General features: G+C 67.2%; 11 protein-coding genes and 1 rRNA gene. 8 read left to right on the top strand and 4 right to left on the bottom strand.

What is annotated here, in order from left to right:
• The first annotated feature begins 3 nt into the window (after positions 1–3).
• Positions 4–118, top strand: a 5S ribosomal RNA gene (gene rrf / locus AC5P7I_RS08140).
• Positions 119–432: 314 nt separating this feature from the next.
• On the opposite strand, the gene AC5P7I_RS08145 is transcribed toward rrf, so the two are convergent.
• Positions 433–2142 carry a M28 family metallopeptidase gene (locus tag AC5P7I_RS08145; RefSeq protein ID WP_049408406.1) on the bottom strand — a complete coding sequence of 570 codons (1710 nt, stop codon included), beginning with the start codon at positions 2140–2142 and terminating at the stop codon, positions 433–435.
• 86 nt (positions 2143–2228) lie between these two features.
• Positions 2229–2891: a DUF4097 family beta strand repeat-containing protein gene (locus AC5P7I_RS08150; protein ID WP_197575132.1), complete on the bottom strand. Its 663-nt coding sequence runs from the start codon at positions 2889–2891 to the stop codon at positions 2229–2231.
• Between the two features lie 95 nt (positions 2892–2986).
• Here AC5P7I_RS08150 and AC5P7I_RS08155 point away from each other — a divergent pair, with 95 nt between their 5' ends.
• Together AC5P7I_RS08155 and AC5P7I_RS08160 are read left to right on the top strand one after the other, a co-directional pair.
• Positions 2987–4288: a murein hydrolase activator EnvC family protein gene (locus tag AC5P7I_RS08155; RefSeq protein WP_049441387.1), complete on the top strand. Its 1302-nt coding sequence runs from the start codon at positions 2987–2989 to the stop codon at positions 4286–4288.
• A gap of 108 nt (positions 4289–4396) precedes the next feature.
• Positions 4397–5809 carry a S41 family peptidase gene (locus AC5P7I_RS08160; protein WP_262088309.1) on the top strand — a complete coding sequence of 471 codons (1413 nt, stop codon included), beginning with the start codon at positions 4397–4399 and terminating at the stop codon, positions 5807–5809.
• An 83-nt stretch (positions 5810–5892) separates the two neighbouring features.
• Here AC5P7I_RS08160 and AC5P7I_RS08165 read toward each other — a convergent pair whose 3' ends face one another.
• Positions 5893–6585, bottom strand: a complete 693-nt coding sequence (locus AC5P7I_RS08165) for a rhomboid family intramembrane serine protease (protein WP_005414994.1) — start codon at positions 6583–6585, stop codon at positions 5893–5895.
• A gap of 225 nt (positions 6586–6810) precedes the next feature.
• On the opposite strand from AC5P7I_RS08165, the gene AC5P7I_RS08170 reads away from it, so the two are divergent.
• From AC5P7I_RS08170 to AC5P7I_RS08180, 3 genes are all read left to right on the top strand, one after another.
• Positions 6811–8238, top strand: coding sequence for an outer membrane protein transport protein (locus AC5P7I_RS08170; RefSeq protein WP_014645685.1), 1428 nt, complete (start codon positions 6811–6813; stop codon positions 8236–8238).
• 113 nt (positions 8239–8351) lie between these two features.
• Positions 8352–8951 (top strand): nicotinamide riboside transporter PnuC, encoded by a 600-nt coding sequence (pnuC, locus tag AC5P7I_RS08175; protein WP_262088308.1) that lies wholly within the window; start codon positions 8352–8354, stop codon positions 8949–8951.
• Positions 8938–10011, top strand: a complete 1074-nt coding sequence (locus tag AC5P7I_RS08180; protein WP_262088307.1) for an AAA family ATPase — start codon at positions 8938–8940, stop codon at positions 10009–10011. Before pnuC ends, AC5P7I_RS08180 begins: the two co-directional genes overlap by 14 nt.
• Positions 10012–10162: 151 nt before the next feature.
• Here the strand turns inward: AC5P7I_RS08180 and putA are convergent, their stop codons facing one another.
• The gene (putA, locus tag AC5P7I_RS08185) at positions 10163–13381 is read right to left on the bottom strand and encodes a bifunctional proline dehydrogenase/L-glutamate gamma-semialdehyde dehydrogenase PutA (protein WP_014645688.1); all 3219 of its coding nucleotides are present in this window, start codon (positions 13379–13381) and stop codon (positions 10163–10165) included.
• Positions 13382–13655: 274 nt separating this feature from the next.
• On the opposite strand from putA, the gene AC5P7I_RS08190 reads away from it, so the two are divergent.
• Positions 13656–14132: a DUF2244 domain-containing protein gene (locus tag AC5P7I_RS08190; RefSeq protein WP_014645689.1), complete on the top strand. Its 477-nt coding sequence runs from the start codon at positions 13656–13658 to the stop codon at positions 14130–14132.
• A gap of 11 nt (positions 14133–14143) precedes the next feature.
• Positions 14144–15097, top strand: coding sequence for a cytochrome c oxidase subunit II (gene coxB / locus AC5P7I_RS08195; protein ID WP_041863004.1), 954 nt, complete (start codon positions 14144–14146; stop codon positions 15095–15097).
• Positions 15098–15099: the final 2 nt, after the last annotated feature.

Genomic DNA, 15099 nt, shown 5'->3' on the forward strand with positions numbered 1-15099 from the left:
CTCCCTGGTGAAATTAGCGCTGTGGAACCACCCGATCCCATCCCGAACTCGGAAGTGAAACGCAGCTGCGCCGATGGTAGTGTGGCTCAAGCCATGCGAGAGTAGGTCATCGCCAGGGTTTACACCCAAAACCCCGCTGCTCATGCAGCGGGGTTTTTCTTTGTGCGCAGGAAACCCCGGTAGTGCCGGCCGCTGGCCGGCAATCCGATGGCGTTGCATTGCCCGGTAGATCCACGCCATGCGTAAGTGCTCCGCGAGGAGCATGGCGCCAACCAGGGTTGGCCGCTACCAATCGATTGCCGGCCAGCGGCCTGCACTACCGGCAGATCCACACCAACCGTGGATGAGCCGCCGACGGTACGCAAAAGAAAAGCGGCGCCCCGTGGGGCGCCGCTCTGCTCTCAACAGTGCTCAGTCGAGCATGGCCCGACTTTACTTGGCCGGGACCTTGTCCTTCATCATCGCGTCGCGGGCTGCCTTGAACGGATTGCCTGCATACCAGTTCGGCCAACGATCGCCACCGGCCAGTTCCTTGCCCACGCCGTACATCAGCTGCAGGTCTTCGACGGTGCCGTCCAGCTTCCAGGTGGCGGCGTCGAACTCGTCCTTCGGGCCGTGGTAACGGTTGGCGCCGTAGTCCGCCGCCGCCTTGCGGCCCGCTTCCACGCCACCCTCGCGCAGGTCTTCGCCGCCATCGGCGTACAGGGCCGGCACACCCGCTTTTGCGAAGTTGAAGTGATCGGAGCGGAAGTAGAAGCCGCTCTGTACCGAGGTCTCACCGTGCAGGGTGCGGTCCTGGGCGGCGGCCAGCGGCTTGAGGATGTCCTCCAGCTCCGAGCTGCCGAAGCCGGTGACGGTCACGTCCTTGGCACGGCCGGCCACCGACATCGCATCGATGTTGATCACACCGGCGATCTTGTCCAGCGGGAAGGTCGGGTGGGCGACGTAGTACTTGGAACCCAGCAGGCCGGACTCTTCCAGGGTCACCGCCAGGAACACCACCGAACGCTCCGGCTTCGGCTCCTGGTGGGCCATGGCTTCGGCCACTTCGAGAATGCCAGCCACGCCGGTGGCGTTGTCGACCGCGCCGTTGTAGATGTTGTCGCCGGTCTCACCCTCATGCTTGCCCAGGTGGTCCCAGTGCGCCATGTACAGGACGGCCTCGTCAGCGCGCTTGCTGCCCGGCAGCACGCCGACCACGTTGCGCGACTGCTTCTGTGCGATCTGGCTCTTCAGGTCGACCGCAGCGGTGGCCTTCAGCGGCACTGGCTTGAAACCGCGCTTGCTGGCGTCCTTGTAGGCCTGGGCGAGGTCCAGGCCGGCACCGGCGAACAGCGCCTTGGCCGCGTCGGCGCTCAGCCACCCCTGTACCGGGATGCGCGCTTCCGGGTCATCCTTGGCGGGCAGGTCGTACTGCGGGCCAGCCCAGGAATTCTTCACCACGTCCCAGCCGTAGGACGCGCCGGCGGTGTCGTGCACGATCAGCGCGGCGGCGGCGCCCTTGCGGGCGGCCTCCTCGAACTTGTAGGTCCAGCGGCCGTAGTAGGTCATGCGCTTGCCGTCGAACAGCTTCGCGTCGTCGACGTGGAAGCCCGGGTCGTTGACGAACATCACGACCGTCTTGCCCTTCCAGTCCTGACCGGCGTAGTCGTTCCACTTCTGCTCCGGCGCATCGACGCCATAGCCGACGAACACCAGGTCGCTGGCATCGACCTTCACCTCGGCCTGGCCGGTACGGGTGCCGACCACCATGTCGGTGCCGAACTTCAGTTCGGTGGTCTTGCCGCCCTGGGTGATCTTCAGCACGGTCGATTCATCGGCCGTGGTCTCGGTCATCGGCACATCCTGGAACCAGCTGTCGCCGTTGCCGGGCTGCAGGCCGATGCGCTGCATCTGGTCGCGGATGTAGTTGACCGTCAGTTCTTCGCCCTTGCTGCCCGGGGCGCGGCCTTCGAACTCATCCGAAGCCAGGGTCTTGACCATCTCGGCGAAGTCGCCGGCGTTGATCTCCGGTGAGAACTGATGGGCGGCCGGCTTCGCGGCAGCGGTATCGGTGGGCGGCGTGGCAGCCGGCGTGGATTCGCCTTTGCAGGCACTGAGCGCGGCCGCGGCGGCCAGGCACAGGAGGAGTTTGCGGGGCATCGTCGATTCCTGGAGAACAAAGGGCGGTCGCATCTCATGCGCGACCGGTAAACGCGAGTATCACCGAAGCGGCGGGTGCGACGGGTTCAGTCGGCCGGCGCGGTTTCGGTATCGAACGGGATCGGCTCGGCCCCGGTGACCGGGCCGATGCGTGCGGTGCGATGCACGTACAGCACCACCTCGCGCTCGAACTGCAGCGGCCCACTGACGACCGCGTTGGGGCCGATGATCACGCGCGGCTTGCGGCTGGCGGTGAGCGAGACACTGAAGTTCGGCTTGCGCACATGCACGCCGCCGTTGACCTGCGAACCGATGCCGACGGTGATGTCACCGTTGACGGTCTCGACGTCTTTGCCGACGCGGCTCTCGACCAGCCCGATGCCGCCGTTCACGGTCTCGACGCCGCCTTCGATCTGGCTGCCGCGATCAGTGAAGATGCTGCCGTTGACGGTGCTGACGCCACCGCTGGCGATCACTTCGCGACCCAGGCGGACACCGCCGTTGACCGTTTCGATCTTGCCGGTGCGTGCGCGGTCGGCAACCTTCACCCCGCCGTTGACGGTGTCGATGCTTCCGGTCTCGACGCCTTCGCCGACGCGGATGCCGCCGTTGACAGTGTCCAGCTTGCCGTAGCGTTGGCCGGGGTCGGCGCTGATGCTGCCGTTGACCTTGCTGATGTTCTCCTGGGCGCAGACCGGCCCGGTGACCAGCAGTACGCCCAACAGCAGCGGAATGGATAGAGTTTTCATGGGAACCTCGATGGATGTGCGGCTGGCAGGCCGCGTGCGGAGATGTCACCATTCCCCGGTACCCCCCGCAACTGCCTGAAGTCACTGGAAAGCCCTTGCGCGACAACGCCTTCCCATCACGCCGACATCACATCGCCGCCCTACGCGGCGGGCGCTGGCTGCTGCTGGGGCTGGCTGTGGCGCTGGCTCTGCCCCTGCCGGGTGCTGCGCAGACCACCCGCGAGACCGAGCGCAAGCTGCAGAAGCTGCGTACCGAGCTGAAGGGCGTGGCGCAGGAGCGACGGCAGATCGAAGGGCAGCGTGGCCAAGCATCGCAACAGCTGCGCGAGGCCGACGAGAAGGTGGCACGCACCGGCCGCGCGCTTGCGCAGACCGAAGCGGCGCTGCGCGAGCAGGCCCAGGCCCTGGCCCAGGCCGAGCAGCGCCGCAGCAGCCTGCAAACCAACCTGGCCCAGCAGCACCGCGAACTGGCCGGCCTGCTGCGCGCGGCGTATCAGCTTGGCAATCACGCACCGCTGAAGCTGCTGCTGTCGCAGGACACGGTGGCCGATGCCAATCGCGCCCTGGCCTACCATCGTTACCTGCAGCGCGAACGAGCGCAGCGCATCACCACGCTCACCGCCGACCTGAAGGAACTGGAAGCGCTGCAGGCGCAGATCGCCGAGCGCAAGCAGAAGCTGCAGGGGGCGCAGCAGGACCAGAAGCAGCAGGCAGCGGCGCTGGCGGCCGACCGCCGTGACCGCGCGCAGACCGTGGCCTCGCTCGACGAACGCTTCAAGGACCGGCGCGAGAAGGAACAGGCACTGGGCCAGGATGCCAAGGCGCTGGAAACGCTGCTGGCCAATCTGCGTGCCGCTGCCGCCCGGGCCGAAGCCGAGCGTCGCGCGGCGGCACGTCGAGCTGCTGCCGAAAAGGCCGCTGCCGAGCGGGCCGCACGCCAGGCGGCCGCACAGGGCCGGCCACCGCCGCCGGCAACCAAGGTTCCACCTGCGGTGGCGTCGGCACCGGCACCGAAGGTCGGCGGCCTGGGTTGGCCGTTGTCCGGCAACCTGCTGGCCCGCTATGGCGGCAAGCTGCCCGATGGCCGTACCAGCAGCGGCGTGCTGATCGGCGCGCCGGCCGGCAGCACCGTCACGGCCGTGGCCGACGGCACCGTGGTGTTCTCCGACTGGATGACCGGCTACGGCATGATCCTGATCGTCGACCACGGCAATGGCTACATGAGCCTGTATGCCCACAACGACACCCTGCTGAAGGATGCTGGCGCACGGGTCAGCCGCGGTGATGCGGTGGCCAAGGTCGGCAATTCCGGTGGCCAGGGCGTCACCGCGCTGTACTTTGAGCTGCGCCGCGGCGGGCAGCCGGTCAACCCGGACAGCTGGCTGCAGCGGCGCTGAATCCAGGCCTGCCGGATGCGGGTTGGATTCAACGGGAATTTAGCTGTGCTTCGCGCATAATCGGTGCATGTGCCTTGGGCACGATGCCAACGTCGACAGGAGTGATCCATGCGCGCAGCCCGTACCGCCACCCTCTTGCTGGCCCTGTTGCCAGCGCTGTCCTGGGCGCAGCAGACCGCGCCCGCCCCGAGCCAGGAAACCAGCGGGCAGGCAGCGAACAGCGAGGAGGCGGTGACCTCGAAGGTGCCGCTGGAGGACATCCGCCGTTTCGTGGCCGTGTACAACGCGGTGCGCGCCGCCTATGTCGATCCGGTCGATGACAAGAAGCTGATGCAGTCGGCCGTGCGTGGCCTGCTGCTCGACCTCGATCCGCACAGCACCTACTTCAACAAGGAAGACGCGCAGGCCTTCGACGAGCAGGCCAATGGTGCCTACGAGGGCATCGGCGTGGAGCTGCAGCAGCAGCCGGACAACGCCAGCATGAAGGTGATCGCGCCGATCGACGACACCCCGGCGGCCAAGGCCGGCATCCTCGCTGGTGACCTGATCATCGCCATCGACGGCAAGCCGATCAGTGCGATCGATGCCAGCGAGCCGCTGCGCGGCCCGGCCGGCAGCAAGGTGGTGCTGACCATCGTGCGCGAAGGCAAGCCCAAGCCGTTCGACGTGAGCCTCACCCGCCAGACCATCCGCGTGACCAGCGTGCGCAGCCGCCTGCTGGAACCCGGCTATGGCTACATCCGCCTGAGCACCTTCCAGGCCGATACCGGTTCGGACTTCCAGAAGCACGTGCAGCAGCTGCAGAAGCAGTCCGGTGGCCAGCTCAAGGGCCTGGTGCTGGACCTGCGCAGCAACCCGGGTGGCCTGCTGACCGCTGCCGTGCAGGTGGCCGATGATCTGCTCGACAAGGGCAACATCGTCAGCACCCGTGGCCGCATCAGCATCAGCGATGCACGATTCGACGCGACCCCGGGCGACCTGCTGAAGGGCGCACCGGTGGTCGTGCTGGCCGATGCCGGTTCGGCCAGTGCATCGGAAGTCCTGGCCGGCGCGCTGCGCGACAACAAGCGTGCGCGCGTGGTTGGCAGCCGTACCTTCGGCAAGGGCTCGGTGCAGACCGTTCTGCCGCTGGACAACGGTGATTCGGTGAAGCTGACCACCGCGCGCTATTACACGCCCAGCGGCAAATCGATCCAGGCCACCGGCATCGTGCCGGACGTCGAGCTGAAACCGGCCGCCACGCCGGCCGAGGATGCACTGCCGGCCAGCCTGAGCGACTACAGCGAAGCCACCCTGCCGGGCCATCTGCGCGGCGATGACGAAGGCACCGAGGGCTACCACGCCGGTGCGGTGCTGCCGGGCGATGGCCCGATCAACGACGCGCTGGCCGAGCTGAAGAACCCAGGCTCGGTGGCCGCACGGTTGAAGGCCGAGGCCGCCAAGGCGGATGCGGCCAAGGCCGCGAAGGCCGCTGCGGCGAAGCCGGAAGCAAAGCCCGAACCCGTCCCGGCCAAGCCTTGATTTTGTAGAGTCGAGCCATGCTCGACTGATCTACGAACGAGCGGGTGAGCGTGGAGCCGGCCAGCGGCCGGCACTACCAAGGGTCAGAATCCGTGCCGCTTGCGCAGGCGGCGCGCGATCGCGGCGCGCACGTACACGCCATACACCACGCCGAACACGAAGCCGCCGATGTGCGCCCACCAGGCCACCATGCCGAAGCTGGGGCCGATATGGGCGAACACCACCTGCAGCGCGGCCCAGACGCCGATCAGCAGGTAGGCCGGGGCGCGCACGAACTCCAGGAACAGGCCCAGCGGGATCACCACGCCCAGCCGGGCACCGGGGAACAGGGCCAGATAGGCGCCGATCAGCGCCGACACCGCGCCGCTGGCGCCGATGATGATCTGGTCCGGGCTGCCCATGGTGTAGATCGCCACCAGGTTGGACACCGCGCCGCCTACCAGGAACAGCAGCAGCAACCGCCAGGGTCCCAACACCCGCTCGGCGGGGAGGCCGAAGATCAGCAGGAACACCAGGTTGCCCAGCAGGTGCGACCAGTCGGCGTGCAGGAACAGCGCAGTGAACAGGCGCAGCACGCTGCCGTCCTGCAGGGTCGCCCACCAGTCCAGCGGACGGGTCAGGCCGGTGGACAGGGCGCCCCAGTCCAGCCAGAGACTGCCGCGGGCATCGTCCGGGCGCGAGATCGACCACAGGAATGCCAGCCACAATGACGCGAACAGCACGGGCGTGGCCCAGCGCAGGGCCGCCTTCTTGCGCGACGGGAGGGAGACGAACATGCCAATAGCCTAGCGTGCGGCCACGTTCGGTGGGGACGGTCCTGTTCAGCTTTTGAGACGAAAAAACCGCCTGCGCTGTTATTGTTTCATTAACAGCTCTGGGTAATACTCGCATACGGCGTCGTATGTCGGGAGGGGAATCCGGCGCGCTCCGATGGGTCCCAGGACCCGGCGGGCGCAGGCGCACTCAGAGCACCATCACCGCTTACCGGAGAGAGAACTACGATGCAAACCGCTTCCACCATTGCCCGACTGACCCTGCTGGCCGTCGGCGTTGCCGGTGCGCTGGCCGCCGCCGATGCCAATGCTGCCGCCTTCCAGCTGAAGGAAAACAGCGCCAAGGGCCTGGGCCGCGCGTTCGCCGGCTCCACCTCGACCGAAGGTGACGCCTCGGTCATCGCTACCAACCCGGCGTCCATGCGCCTGCTCGACGGCACCCTGGTCCAGGGCGACGTCAGCGCCATCAGCTTCGGCGCCAAGTTCCGCGGCCAGGGCAAGTACGCCAACGGCGCGCCGATTTCCGGTGGCAACGGCGGCGACGCCGGCATGATCGCCCCGGTTCCGGCCGCGTACTTCCACGTGCCGTTCGGCGAGAACGACAACATGCACTTCGGTGCTTCGCTGACCGTGCCGTTCGGCTTCAAGACCGAATACGACCGCGACTGGGTCGGCCGCTACAACGGCGTCAAGACCGAGCTGCAGGCCATCGACCTGGGCGTGGCGTTCTCCTATGACGTCAACCCGTACCTGTCGTTCGGTGCGTCGGTGTTCGCCGAGCGCCTGAACGTCGACCTGACCAGCGCTGTCGACACCGGCACCGCGATCAACGCCACTGCCCAGCGCACCGCTGCGGCGCGTGTGCTGGCTGCCGGCGGCACCGCGGCCCAGGCTGCGGCGGCGTCGCAGGCGGCTGCACGCCAGGCCGCCCAGCTCGGCTTCTCGCCGGGCACCGCCGATGGCTACCTGCGCATCAAGGGCGATGAAGTGTCGGTCGGTTACACCCTGGGCATGACCGTCACCCCGGTGGAAGGCACCAACATCGCGTTCAGCTACCGCTCGAAGGTCGAGCACAAGATCACCGACGGCAAGGCCGATTTCACCATCCCGCAGAATGCGGCGGCCTTCCTGGCCACTGCTGCCCCGGGTACCTTCATCGACAGCAACGGTCGCGCGACCATCACCCTGCCGGCCAGCGCCACCGTGGGCTTCACCCACCGTGTGAACGACCAGTGGCAGATCATGGCTGAAGTCACGCGCACCGCGTGGAGCAAGTTCGACCAGGTCGTCGTCGATTACGACTCCAACCAGCCGGACAGCGTGCTGCCGTTCCACTACCGTGACACCACCTTCGCGTCGATCGGTACCGATTTCCGCGTGAACGACAAGCTGACCCTGCGCGGCGGCCTGGCCTATGACCAGACCCCGACCACCGATGCCCACCGCGACGTGCTCGTGCCGGACACCACCCGCAAGTGGCTGTCGCTGGGCATGACCTACGCCGCTTCGGACAAGATGGAATACAGCGTGGGCTACACCCACCTGTTCACCAAGGATCCGAACATCACCTCGACCTCGGCCACCGGCAACACCGTGACCGGCAAGTACAAGGTCAGCGGCGACGTGCTGGCGGCGTCGATGCAGTACAAGTTCTGATTCGGGCGATTGCCTGGAGCAGTACGAAGGAGGCCCCGCGCAAGCGGGGCCTTTCTTTTTGTGGGGACGGGCCGGGGCGTCCACGCAGCGCACGGATCCACGACAATAGCGACATGAACCTGTCCGATCCGAACTTCCAGCTGGAGCTGGCTGCCAACATCGCCGTCGCCGGCTCGATCCTGCTGGCCGGCCGCAACAACGTGCACACCTGGTGGCTGGGCATCGTCGGCTGCGCCTTGTTTGCTGCCGTGTTCGAACGATCGCATCTGTATGCGGACATGGTGCTGCAGTTCTTCTTCATCGCCATCAGCGTGCTGGGCTGGTGGCAGTGGCTGCGTGGTGACCATGGCGCGCCGTTGCCGATCACTTCATTGCGGCCGCGCGCCTGGGCCTGGCTGGCGCCGCTGGCGGTAGTGGCCACGTTCGGCTACGGCTGGATGCTGACCCGCCTGACCAATGCCTATGCGCCGTACATCGATTCGGCGGTGCTGGTGTTGAGTGTGATCGCGCAGGTCCTGATGATGCGACGCAAGCTGGAATCGTGGTGGGTATGGCTGCTGGTGAACACCGTTGCGGTGCCGCTCTACTACAGCCGTGGCCTGCACCTGACCTCGATCCTGTATGTGGGCTTCTGGATCAACGCGCTGGTCGCCTTGCGCCATTGGCGGCACCTGATGCGGGACGAGGCCCGGGCGGCCGATGCCGCTGCCTGAGCGCGTTGCACGCGGCCTGGTGGTGGGCAAGTTCTGCCCGCTGCATCTCGGCCATGAACGACTGATCGACTTCGCCGCCACGCGCTGCCAGCAGCTGCTGGTGATCGGCTGGTCGCAGCCGGGCTTTGCCGGCTACAGCGCTGCGCGCCGCGAGCGCTGGTTGCGTGCGCGTTTCCCGCAGGCCACGGTAGCGGTGCTTGACGACGCGCGACTGGCCGCATTGTGCACGCAGCATGGCTTGCCGGTGCGAGCGCTGCCGCAGGACAGTGATGACGAACAGGTGCAGCGTGACTTTACCGCCTGGCTGTGCCTGAACCTGTTCGGTGGGCCGGTGCAGGCGGTGTACACCGGTGAGGACTACGGTGACGGCTTCGCGCAGGCGCTGGCCACGCACTTCGGTGCGCCGGTACGCCATGAGCGGCTCGAACGCGCATTGGACGTCGGGCAGGCCTGCGGCACCGAGCTGCGCAGCGATCCGCATGCGCATCGCCATGGGCTCGCACCGCAGGTGTATGCCGACCATGTACAGCGCGTGGCCTTCATCGGTGGCGAGTCCAGCGGCAAGACCACGCTGGCCCGCGTGCTGGCCGAGCGTCTGCAGACTGTCTGGGTGCCGGAGTATGGCCGCACGCTGTGGGAGCAGCGAGGCGGAGAGCTGACGCCGGGCGATCTGCTGCGCATCGCAATGACACAGCCACAGCACGAAGACGAAGCTGTGCGGCGTGCGCATCGCTGGCTGTTCTGCGATACCACGCCGCTGGTGACGCTGGGCTACAGCGGCTGGATGTTTGGCACGGCGCCGCAGCCGCTGCGGCAAGCGGCACGACGACGCTACGACCTGCTGTTCCTGTGCGCGCCGGATATTCCGTTTGACCAGGATGGCACGCGCGTGGGCGAAGCCTTCCGGACGCAGCAGCATGCGTGGTACCTGGAGCAGCTGCAGGCAGAGGGTGTCGAGCATGTGCTGCTGGAAGGCGATCTGGAGACGCGCATCGCACGCGTGCAGGGCGAGCTGGCGAAGCGGGCGGACAATCGGTTCAGTGTGGCCCAGCCTCTGTAGAGCCGAGCCCACGCTCGGCTGCGCCAGAAAAGCCGAGCATGGGCTCGGCTCTACAGCCAGGAAAGCCGAGCGTGGGCCCGCCTCTACAGGAAGCAAAGCACAAAAAACCCCGCGTTCGCGGGGTTTTTTGTTTACTGCATCAAGCAGGCGATCAGTCGCCCAGGGTCAGCAGCGAGGCGTTGCCGCCGGCGGCTGTGGTGTTCACCGTCACCGTCTTTTCGGTAGCGAAGCGCAGCAGGTAGTGCGGGCCGCCGGCCTTCGGGCCGGTGCCGGACAGGCCCTGGCCGCCGAACGGCTGCACGCCGACCACCGCGCCGATCTGGTTGCGGTTGACGTAGACGTTGCCGACGTGGACGCCGTTGCTGATGCGATCAACGGTCTCGTCGATGCGCGAATGCACGCCCAGGGTCAGGCCGTAGCCGGTGGCATTGATCTGGTCGATCACCGCGTCGAGCTGGTCGCCCTTCCAGCGGATCACGTGCAGGACCGGCCCGAAGATTTCCTTGTGCAGCTGGCCCAGGTCCTTCAGTTCATACGCGCGCGGTGCGAAGAAGGTGCCATTGGCCGCTTCGGCGGACAGCTCGGCGGCCGCGATCAGGCGCGCTTCGCGGTCCATGCGCTCGGCGTGGTCCTGCAGGATCTTCAGCGCGTCGGCGTCGATCACCGGGCCGACGTCGGTGGACAGCAGGCCCGGGTTGCCGACCTTCAGTTCCTTCATCGCGCCGGCCAGCATGGTCATCACCTTGTCGGCGATGTCGTCCTGCACGAACAGCACGCGCGCGGCCGAGCAACGCTGGCCGGCGGAGGTGAAGGCCGAACCGATCGCGTCCTTGACCAGCTGTTCCGGCAGCGCCGAGGAGTCGGCGATGAAGGCATTCTGGCCGCCGGTCTCGGCGATCAGCACACCGATGGCGGCGTCACGCGCGGCCATGGCGCGGTTGATCGCACGTGCGGTGTCGGTGGAGCCGGTGAAGGCCACGCCGGCCACGCGCGGGTCGGCGGTCAGTGCGGCACCGACGGTGGCGCCGTCGCCCGGCAGGTACTGCACCACCTCGGCCGGCACGCCAGCTTCGTGCAGCAGCTTCACCGCGTAGTAGCCGATCAGGTTGGTCTGTTCGGCCGGCTTGGCGATGACGCTGTTGCCGGCGGCCAGTGCAGCAGCGACCTGGCCCAGGAAGATCGCCAGCGGGAAGTTCCACGGGCTGATGCAGACGAACACGCCGCGGCCGTGCAGCTGCAGCTCGTTGGACTCACCGGTCGGGCTGGGCAGCTTCTCGGCGTGGCTGAACTGCTCGCGCGCCTGCTTGGCGTAGTAGCGCAGGAAGTCCACGGCTTCGCGCACTTCGGCGATGCTGTCGGGCAGGCTCTTGCCGGCTTCCTTCACGCACAGCGCCATGAACTCCGGCATGCGCGCTTCCAGCTGGTCGGCGGCGTGCTCGAGGATGGCGGCGCGGCTGGCGGCCGGGGTGCGGTTCCAGGCCGGCTGCGCGGCTACGGCATTCGCCAGCGCCTTCTGCACGGTGGCGGCATCGGCGGCCAGCCACTGGCCGACCACTTCGCGGGTGTCGGCCGGGTTGGTCACCGGCAGCGAGGCGCCGGCCGGGTTCGCACCCGGCACCAGCGGGGCGGCCTGCCACGGCTTCACGGCCGCGTTGAGCTGCTCGGCGAGGGCGCGCAGTTCGTTGTCGTTGGCGAGGTTGGCGCCCATGGAGTTCTTCCTGTCGTGGTTCTGGCTGCGCAGCAGGTCTACCGGCAGCGGGATCTTGGGATGCGGAATCGAAGCGAACGAGGCGACCATCTCGACCGGATCGCGGATCAGGTCGGCGATCGGCACGCGCTCATCGGTGATGCGGTTGACGAAGCTGGAGTTGGCGCCGTTTTCCAGCAGGCGGCGCACCAGGTACGGCAGCAGGTCTTCATGCGAACCGACCGGGGCGTACACGCGGCAGGGCAGGCCCAGGCGATCGGCCGGCACCACTTCGGCGTACAGGTCATCGCCCATGCCGTGCAGCTTCTGGTGCTCGTACACGCCACCGTTGGCGATGCTGCGCACCGCAGCGATGGTGTGCGCGTTGTGCGTGGCGAACATCGGGTAGATCGCGTCGGCATGGGTGAACAGGCGCTTGGCGCATGCCAGGTAGGACACGTCGGTGTTCTGCTTGCGGGTGAACACCGGGTAGCCCGGATAGCCTTCGATCTGCGCGCGCTTGATCTCGGCATCCCAATAGGCGCCCTTGACCAGGCGCACCTGCAGGCGGCGACCGGCGCGGCGCGCCATGTCGGCCAGGTGGTCGATCGTGTACGGTGTGCGCTTCTGGTAGGCCTGCACGACCACGCCGAAGCCGTCCCAGCCGGCCAGCGAGGCGTCGGAGAACACCTGCTCGATGATGTCCAGCGACAGTTCCAGGCGGTCGGACTCTTCGGCGTCGACGGTGCAGCCGATGCCGTAGCTCTTGGCCAGCTGCGCCAGCTCCAGCACGCCCGGCACCAGGTCCTTCAGCACGCGCTCGCGCTTGGCGTGCTCGTAGCGCGGGTACAGCGCCGACAGCTTGATCGAGATGCCCGGTGCGTTGTTGACGTCGCCATCCGGGCGGCCGCCGCGGGCCTTGTGATCACCGCCAATGGCGTGGATCGCGCGACGGTAGTCTTCCAGGTAGCGCAGCGCGTCCTTCATGGTCAGCGCGCCTTCGCCCAGCATGTCGAAGGAGTAGCGGTAGTTCGCGTTGTCGCCCTTGTGCGAGCGCGACAGCGCCTCGCTGATGGTGCGGCCCATGACGAACTGGTGGCCCATGATCTTCATCGCCTGGCGCACGGCCAGGCGCACCACCGGCTCACCGACGCGGCCGACCAGGCGCTTGAACGCGCTGGGCGCATCGGCGCGGGTGGCGTCGTTCATCTGTACCAGCTTGCCGGTCAGCATCAGGCCCCAGGTGGAGGCGTTGACCAGCACCGAGTCGCTGCCGCCCAGGTGCTTTTCCCAGTCGGCATCGGCCAGCTTGTCGCGGATCAGCTTGTCGGCGGTGTCCTGGTCCGGAATGCGCAGCAGCGCTTCGGCCACGCACATCAGCAGCACGCCTTCTTCGCTGCCCAGGTCGTACTGGCGCATGAAGGCTTCGATCGCGCCCTGGTCCTTGGCACGCACGCGCACGCGGCCGACCAGGTCGGCGGCCAGCGCCTGCACCCTGGCCTGCTCGTCGGCCGGCAGCCGGGCCTGCGCCAGCAGCTCGCGGACGTGGCTGGCCTCGTCCTTCAACCAGGCATCGGTGATGGCCTGGCGGAACGGGTTGGGGGGCGCCGGCAGTTCCGGCGACAGCAGCACGCCGGGACGCTGGGCGTCGCTGGCGGCAGGGGAGGAGGAAGGTGCGTTCATGCCGGTCCGGCCAATGGAAAACTTGGCGATTTTAATCATTTTTGCGGGTTGCGGAAGTGCCCCACAGCCACCTTCGTGAAGGGCTGATAGCCCCTAACGGTGGTGTATTCAGCGTGTTCAGCAAGCCCGGCAATATTTGTGCTGAATTCGGCATTCGCGCCGCCGACCCCATGCTGTGTTGCAGCATGGGAAAAAGTGTGAATGCACCCTTGCTACCGGCGAGAGGGCGGGGCTACCATCGAGACGTTTCCCGCGGCAGGAACGCGGTTGCGACATGATCGAGGTGCTTCCAGCTCCGGATGGGTCAGGTACGCAGCTGCGGCTGCGTCCCCCACGGGCGCTCGATGCCCGGCAGTTCGTCCTGTTGTTCACCGTGTTGTCGGGTGCGATGTGGCTGGTGTCCGCCCTCGGGTGGTTGGCCGGCAATGCATTCGCCCCCCTGTTCGCGCTGCTGTACAGCCTGGTGCTGGCGGCGGCACTGCGTGCCTTGTGGCGCAGCGGTGAACGGCAGGAGGAGATCCGGGTAGTGCCGGCGTACGTGGAGGTCATCCCCGTACCCGGTGGATCGCCGGTGTTCCGGGCCCACCCCCACTGGGTGCGCCTGCTCACCGGCGATGAGAGGGTCCGGCTGGCATCCAGCGGCCGGCAGGTGGAGGTGGGGAGTTTCCTCGCGCCGGCCGAACGTCAGACGCTCGCAGAGACACTTGAAAGCTTGCTCGCCGCCAGCGATGGCGGCAACCGACGACGCTAAGGGTCTAGGCAATGAAGCAAAGCAGCAGGTGGGGCACGAAGTGCGTTGCAGCGGTCACCGCCATGGTGGCCGGGGGACTGATGCCGGCGTTGGCCTGGGCCCAGGCGGCCGATCCCAAGCCGTGGCAGCTGAACATGGGCAAGGGGGTGACCCAGACCTCGCGCCTGGCCTGGGAATCGAACAATCTCTCGTTGATCATCTGCACGGTGATCGGCGTCATCGTGTTCGGCGCGATGGCCTACGCCATCTTCAAGTTCCGCAAATCCAAGGGGGCAGTCGCCGCCACCTTCAGCCACAACACCAAGGCCGAGATCATCTGGACGGTGATCCCGGTGATCATCCTGATCGTGATGGCGTGGCCGGCCACGGCCAACCTGATCAAGATGTACGACACCCGCGATGCCGAGATGACGGTCAAGGTCACCGGCTACCAGTGGATGTGGAAGTACGAATACCTCGGCGAGAACGTCACCTTCACCAGCCGCCTGGACCGCGAGTCCGACCGCGTGCGGCAAAGTGGCATCGTGCCGACCCGTGAAAGCCATCCGCACTACCTGCTGGATGTCGACAACCGGCTGGTGCTGCCGGTCGACACCAAGGTGCGCTTCGTCATCACCTCCGACGACGTGATCCACGCCTGGTGGGTGCCGGCGCTGGGCTGGAAGCAGGATGCCATTCCCGGCTTCATCAACGAAGCCTGGACCAGCATCGAGCAGCCTGGCGTGTACCGCGGCCAGTGCGCCGAGCTGTGCGGAAAGGACCACGGCTTCATGCCGATCGTGGTCGAGGCGGTGTCCAAGGAGGAATTCAAACAGTGGCTGGCGCAGCGCAAGCCGGCGCCGGCTGCCGCGCCGGCCACGCCTGCGGCACCTGCCGAACCGGCTGCACCGGCGGGCGAGGCGCCGGCTGCGCCTGCTGCTGCAGAAGCGGCCAGCGCACCTGCCACTGCAGCCAGCGGCGCGTGATG

The organism is Stenotrophomonas sp. YJH_SMC_138, from assembly GCF_059369855.1.

Excerpts from the sequence above, each read along its gene's own strand:
- AC5P7I_RS08145 (WP_049408406.1), bottom strand. The coding sequence starts at position 2,142 with ATGCCCCGCAAACTCCTCCTGTGCCTGGCCGCCGCGGCCGCGCTCAGT.
- AC5P7I_RS08150 (WP_197575132.1), bottom strand. The coding sequence starts at position 2,891 with ATGAAAACTCTATCCATTCCGCTGCTGTTGGGCGTACTGCTGGTCACC.
- AC5P7I_RS08160 (WP_262088309.1), top strand. The coding sequence starts at position 4,397 with ATGCGCGCAGCCCGTACCGCCACCCTCTTGCTGGCCCTGTTGCCAGCG.
- AC5P7I_RS08165 (WP_005414994.1), bottom strand. The coding sequence starts at position 6,585 with ATGTTCGTCTCCCTCCCGTCGCGCAAGAAGGCGGCCCTGCGCTGGGCC.
- AC5P7I_RS08170 (WP_014645685.1), top strand. The coding sequence starts at position 6,811 with ATGCAAACCGCTTCCACCATTGCCCGACTGACCCTGCTGGCCGTCGGC.
- pnuC (WP_262088308.1), top strand. The coding sequence starts at position 8,352 with ATGAACCTGTCCGATCCGAACTTCCAGCTGGAGCTGGCTGCCAACATC.
- AC5P7I_RS08180 (WP_262088307.1), top strand. The coding sequence starts at position 8,938 with ATGCCGCTGCCTGAGCGCGTTGCACGCGGCCTGGTGGTGGGCAAGTTC.
- putA (WP_014645688.1), bottom strand. The coding sequence starts at position 13,381 with ATGAACGCACCTTCCTCCTCCCCTGCCGCCAGCGACGCCCAGCGTCCC.
- AC5P7I_RS08190 (WP_014645689.1), top strand. The coding sequence starts at position 13,656 with ATGATCGAGGTGCTTCCAGCTCCGGATGGGTCAGGTACGCAGCTGCGG.
- coxB (WP_041863004.1), top strand. The coding sequence starts at position 14,144 with ATGAAGCAAAGCAGCAGGTGGGGCACGAAGTGCGTTGCAGCGGTCACC.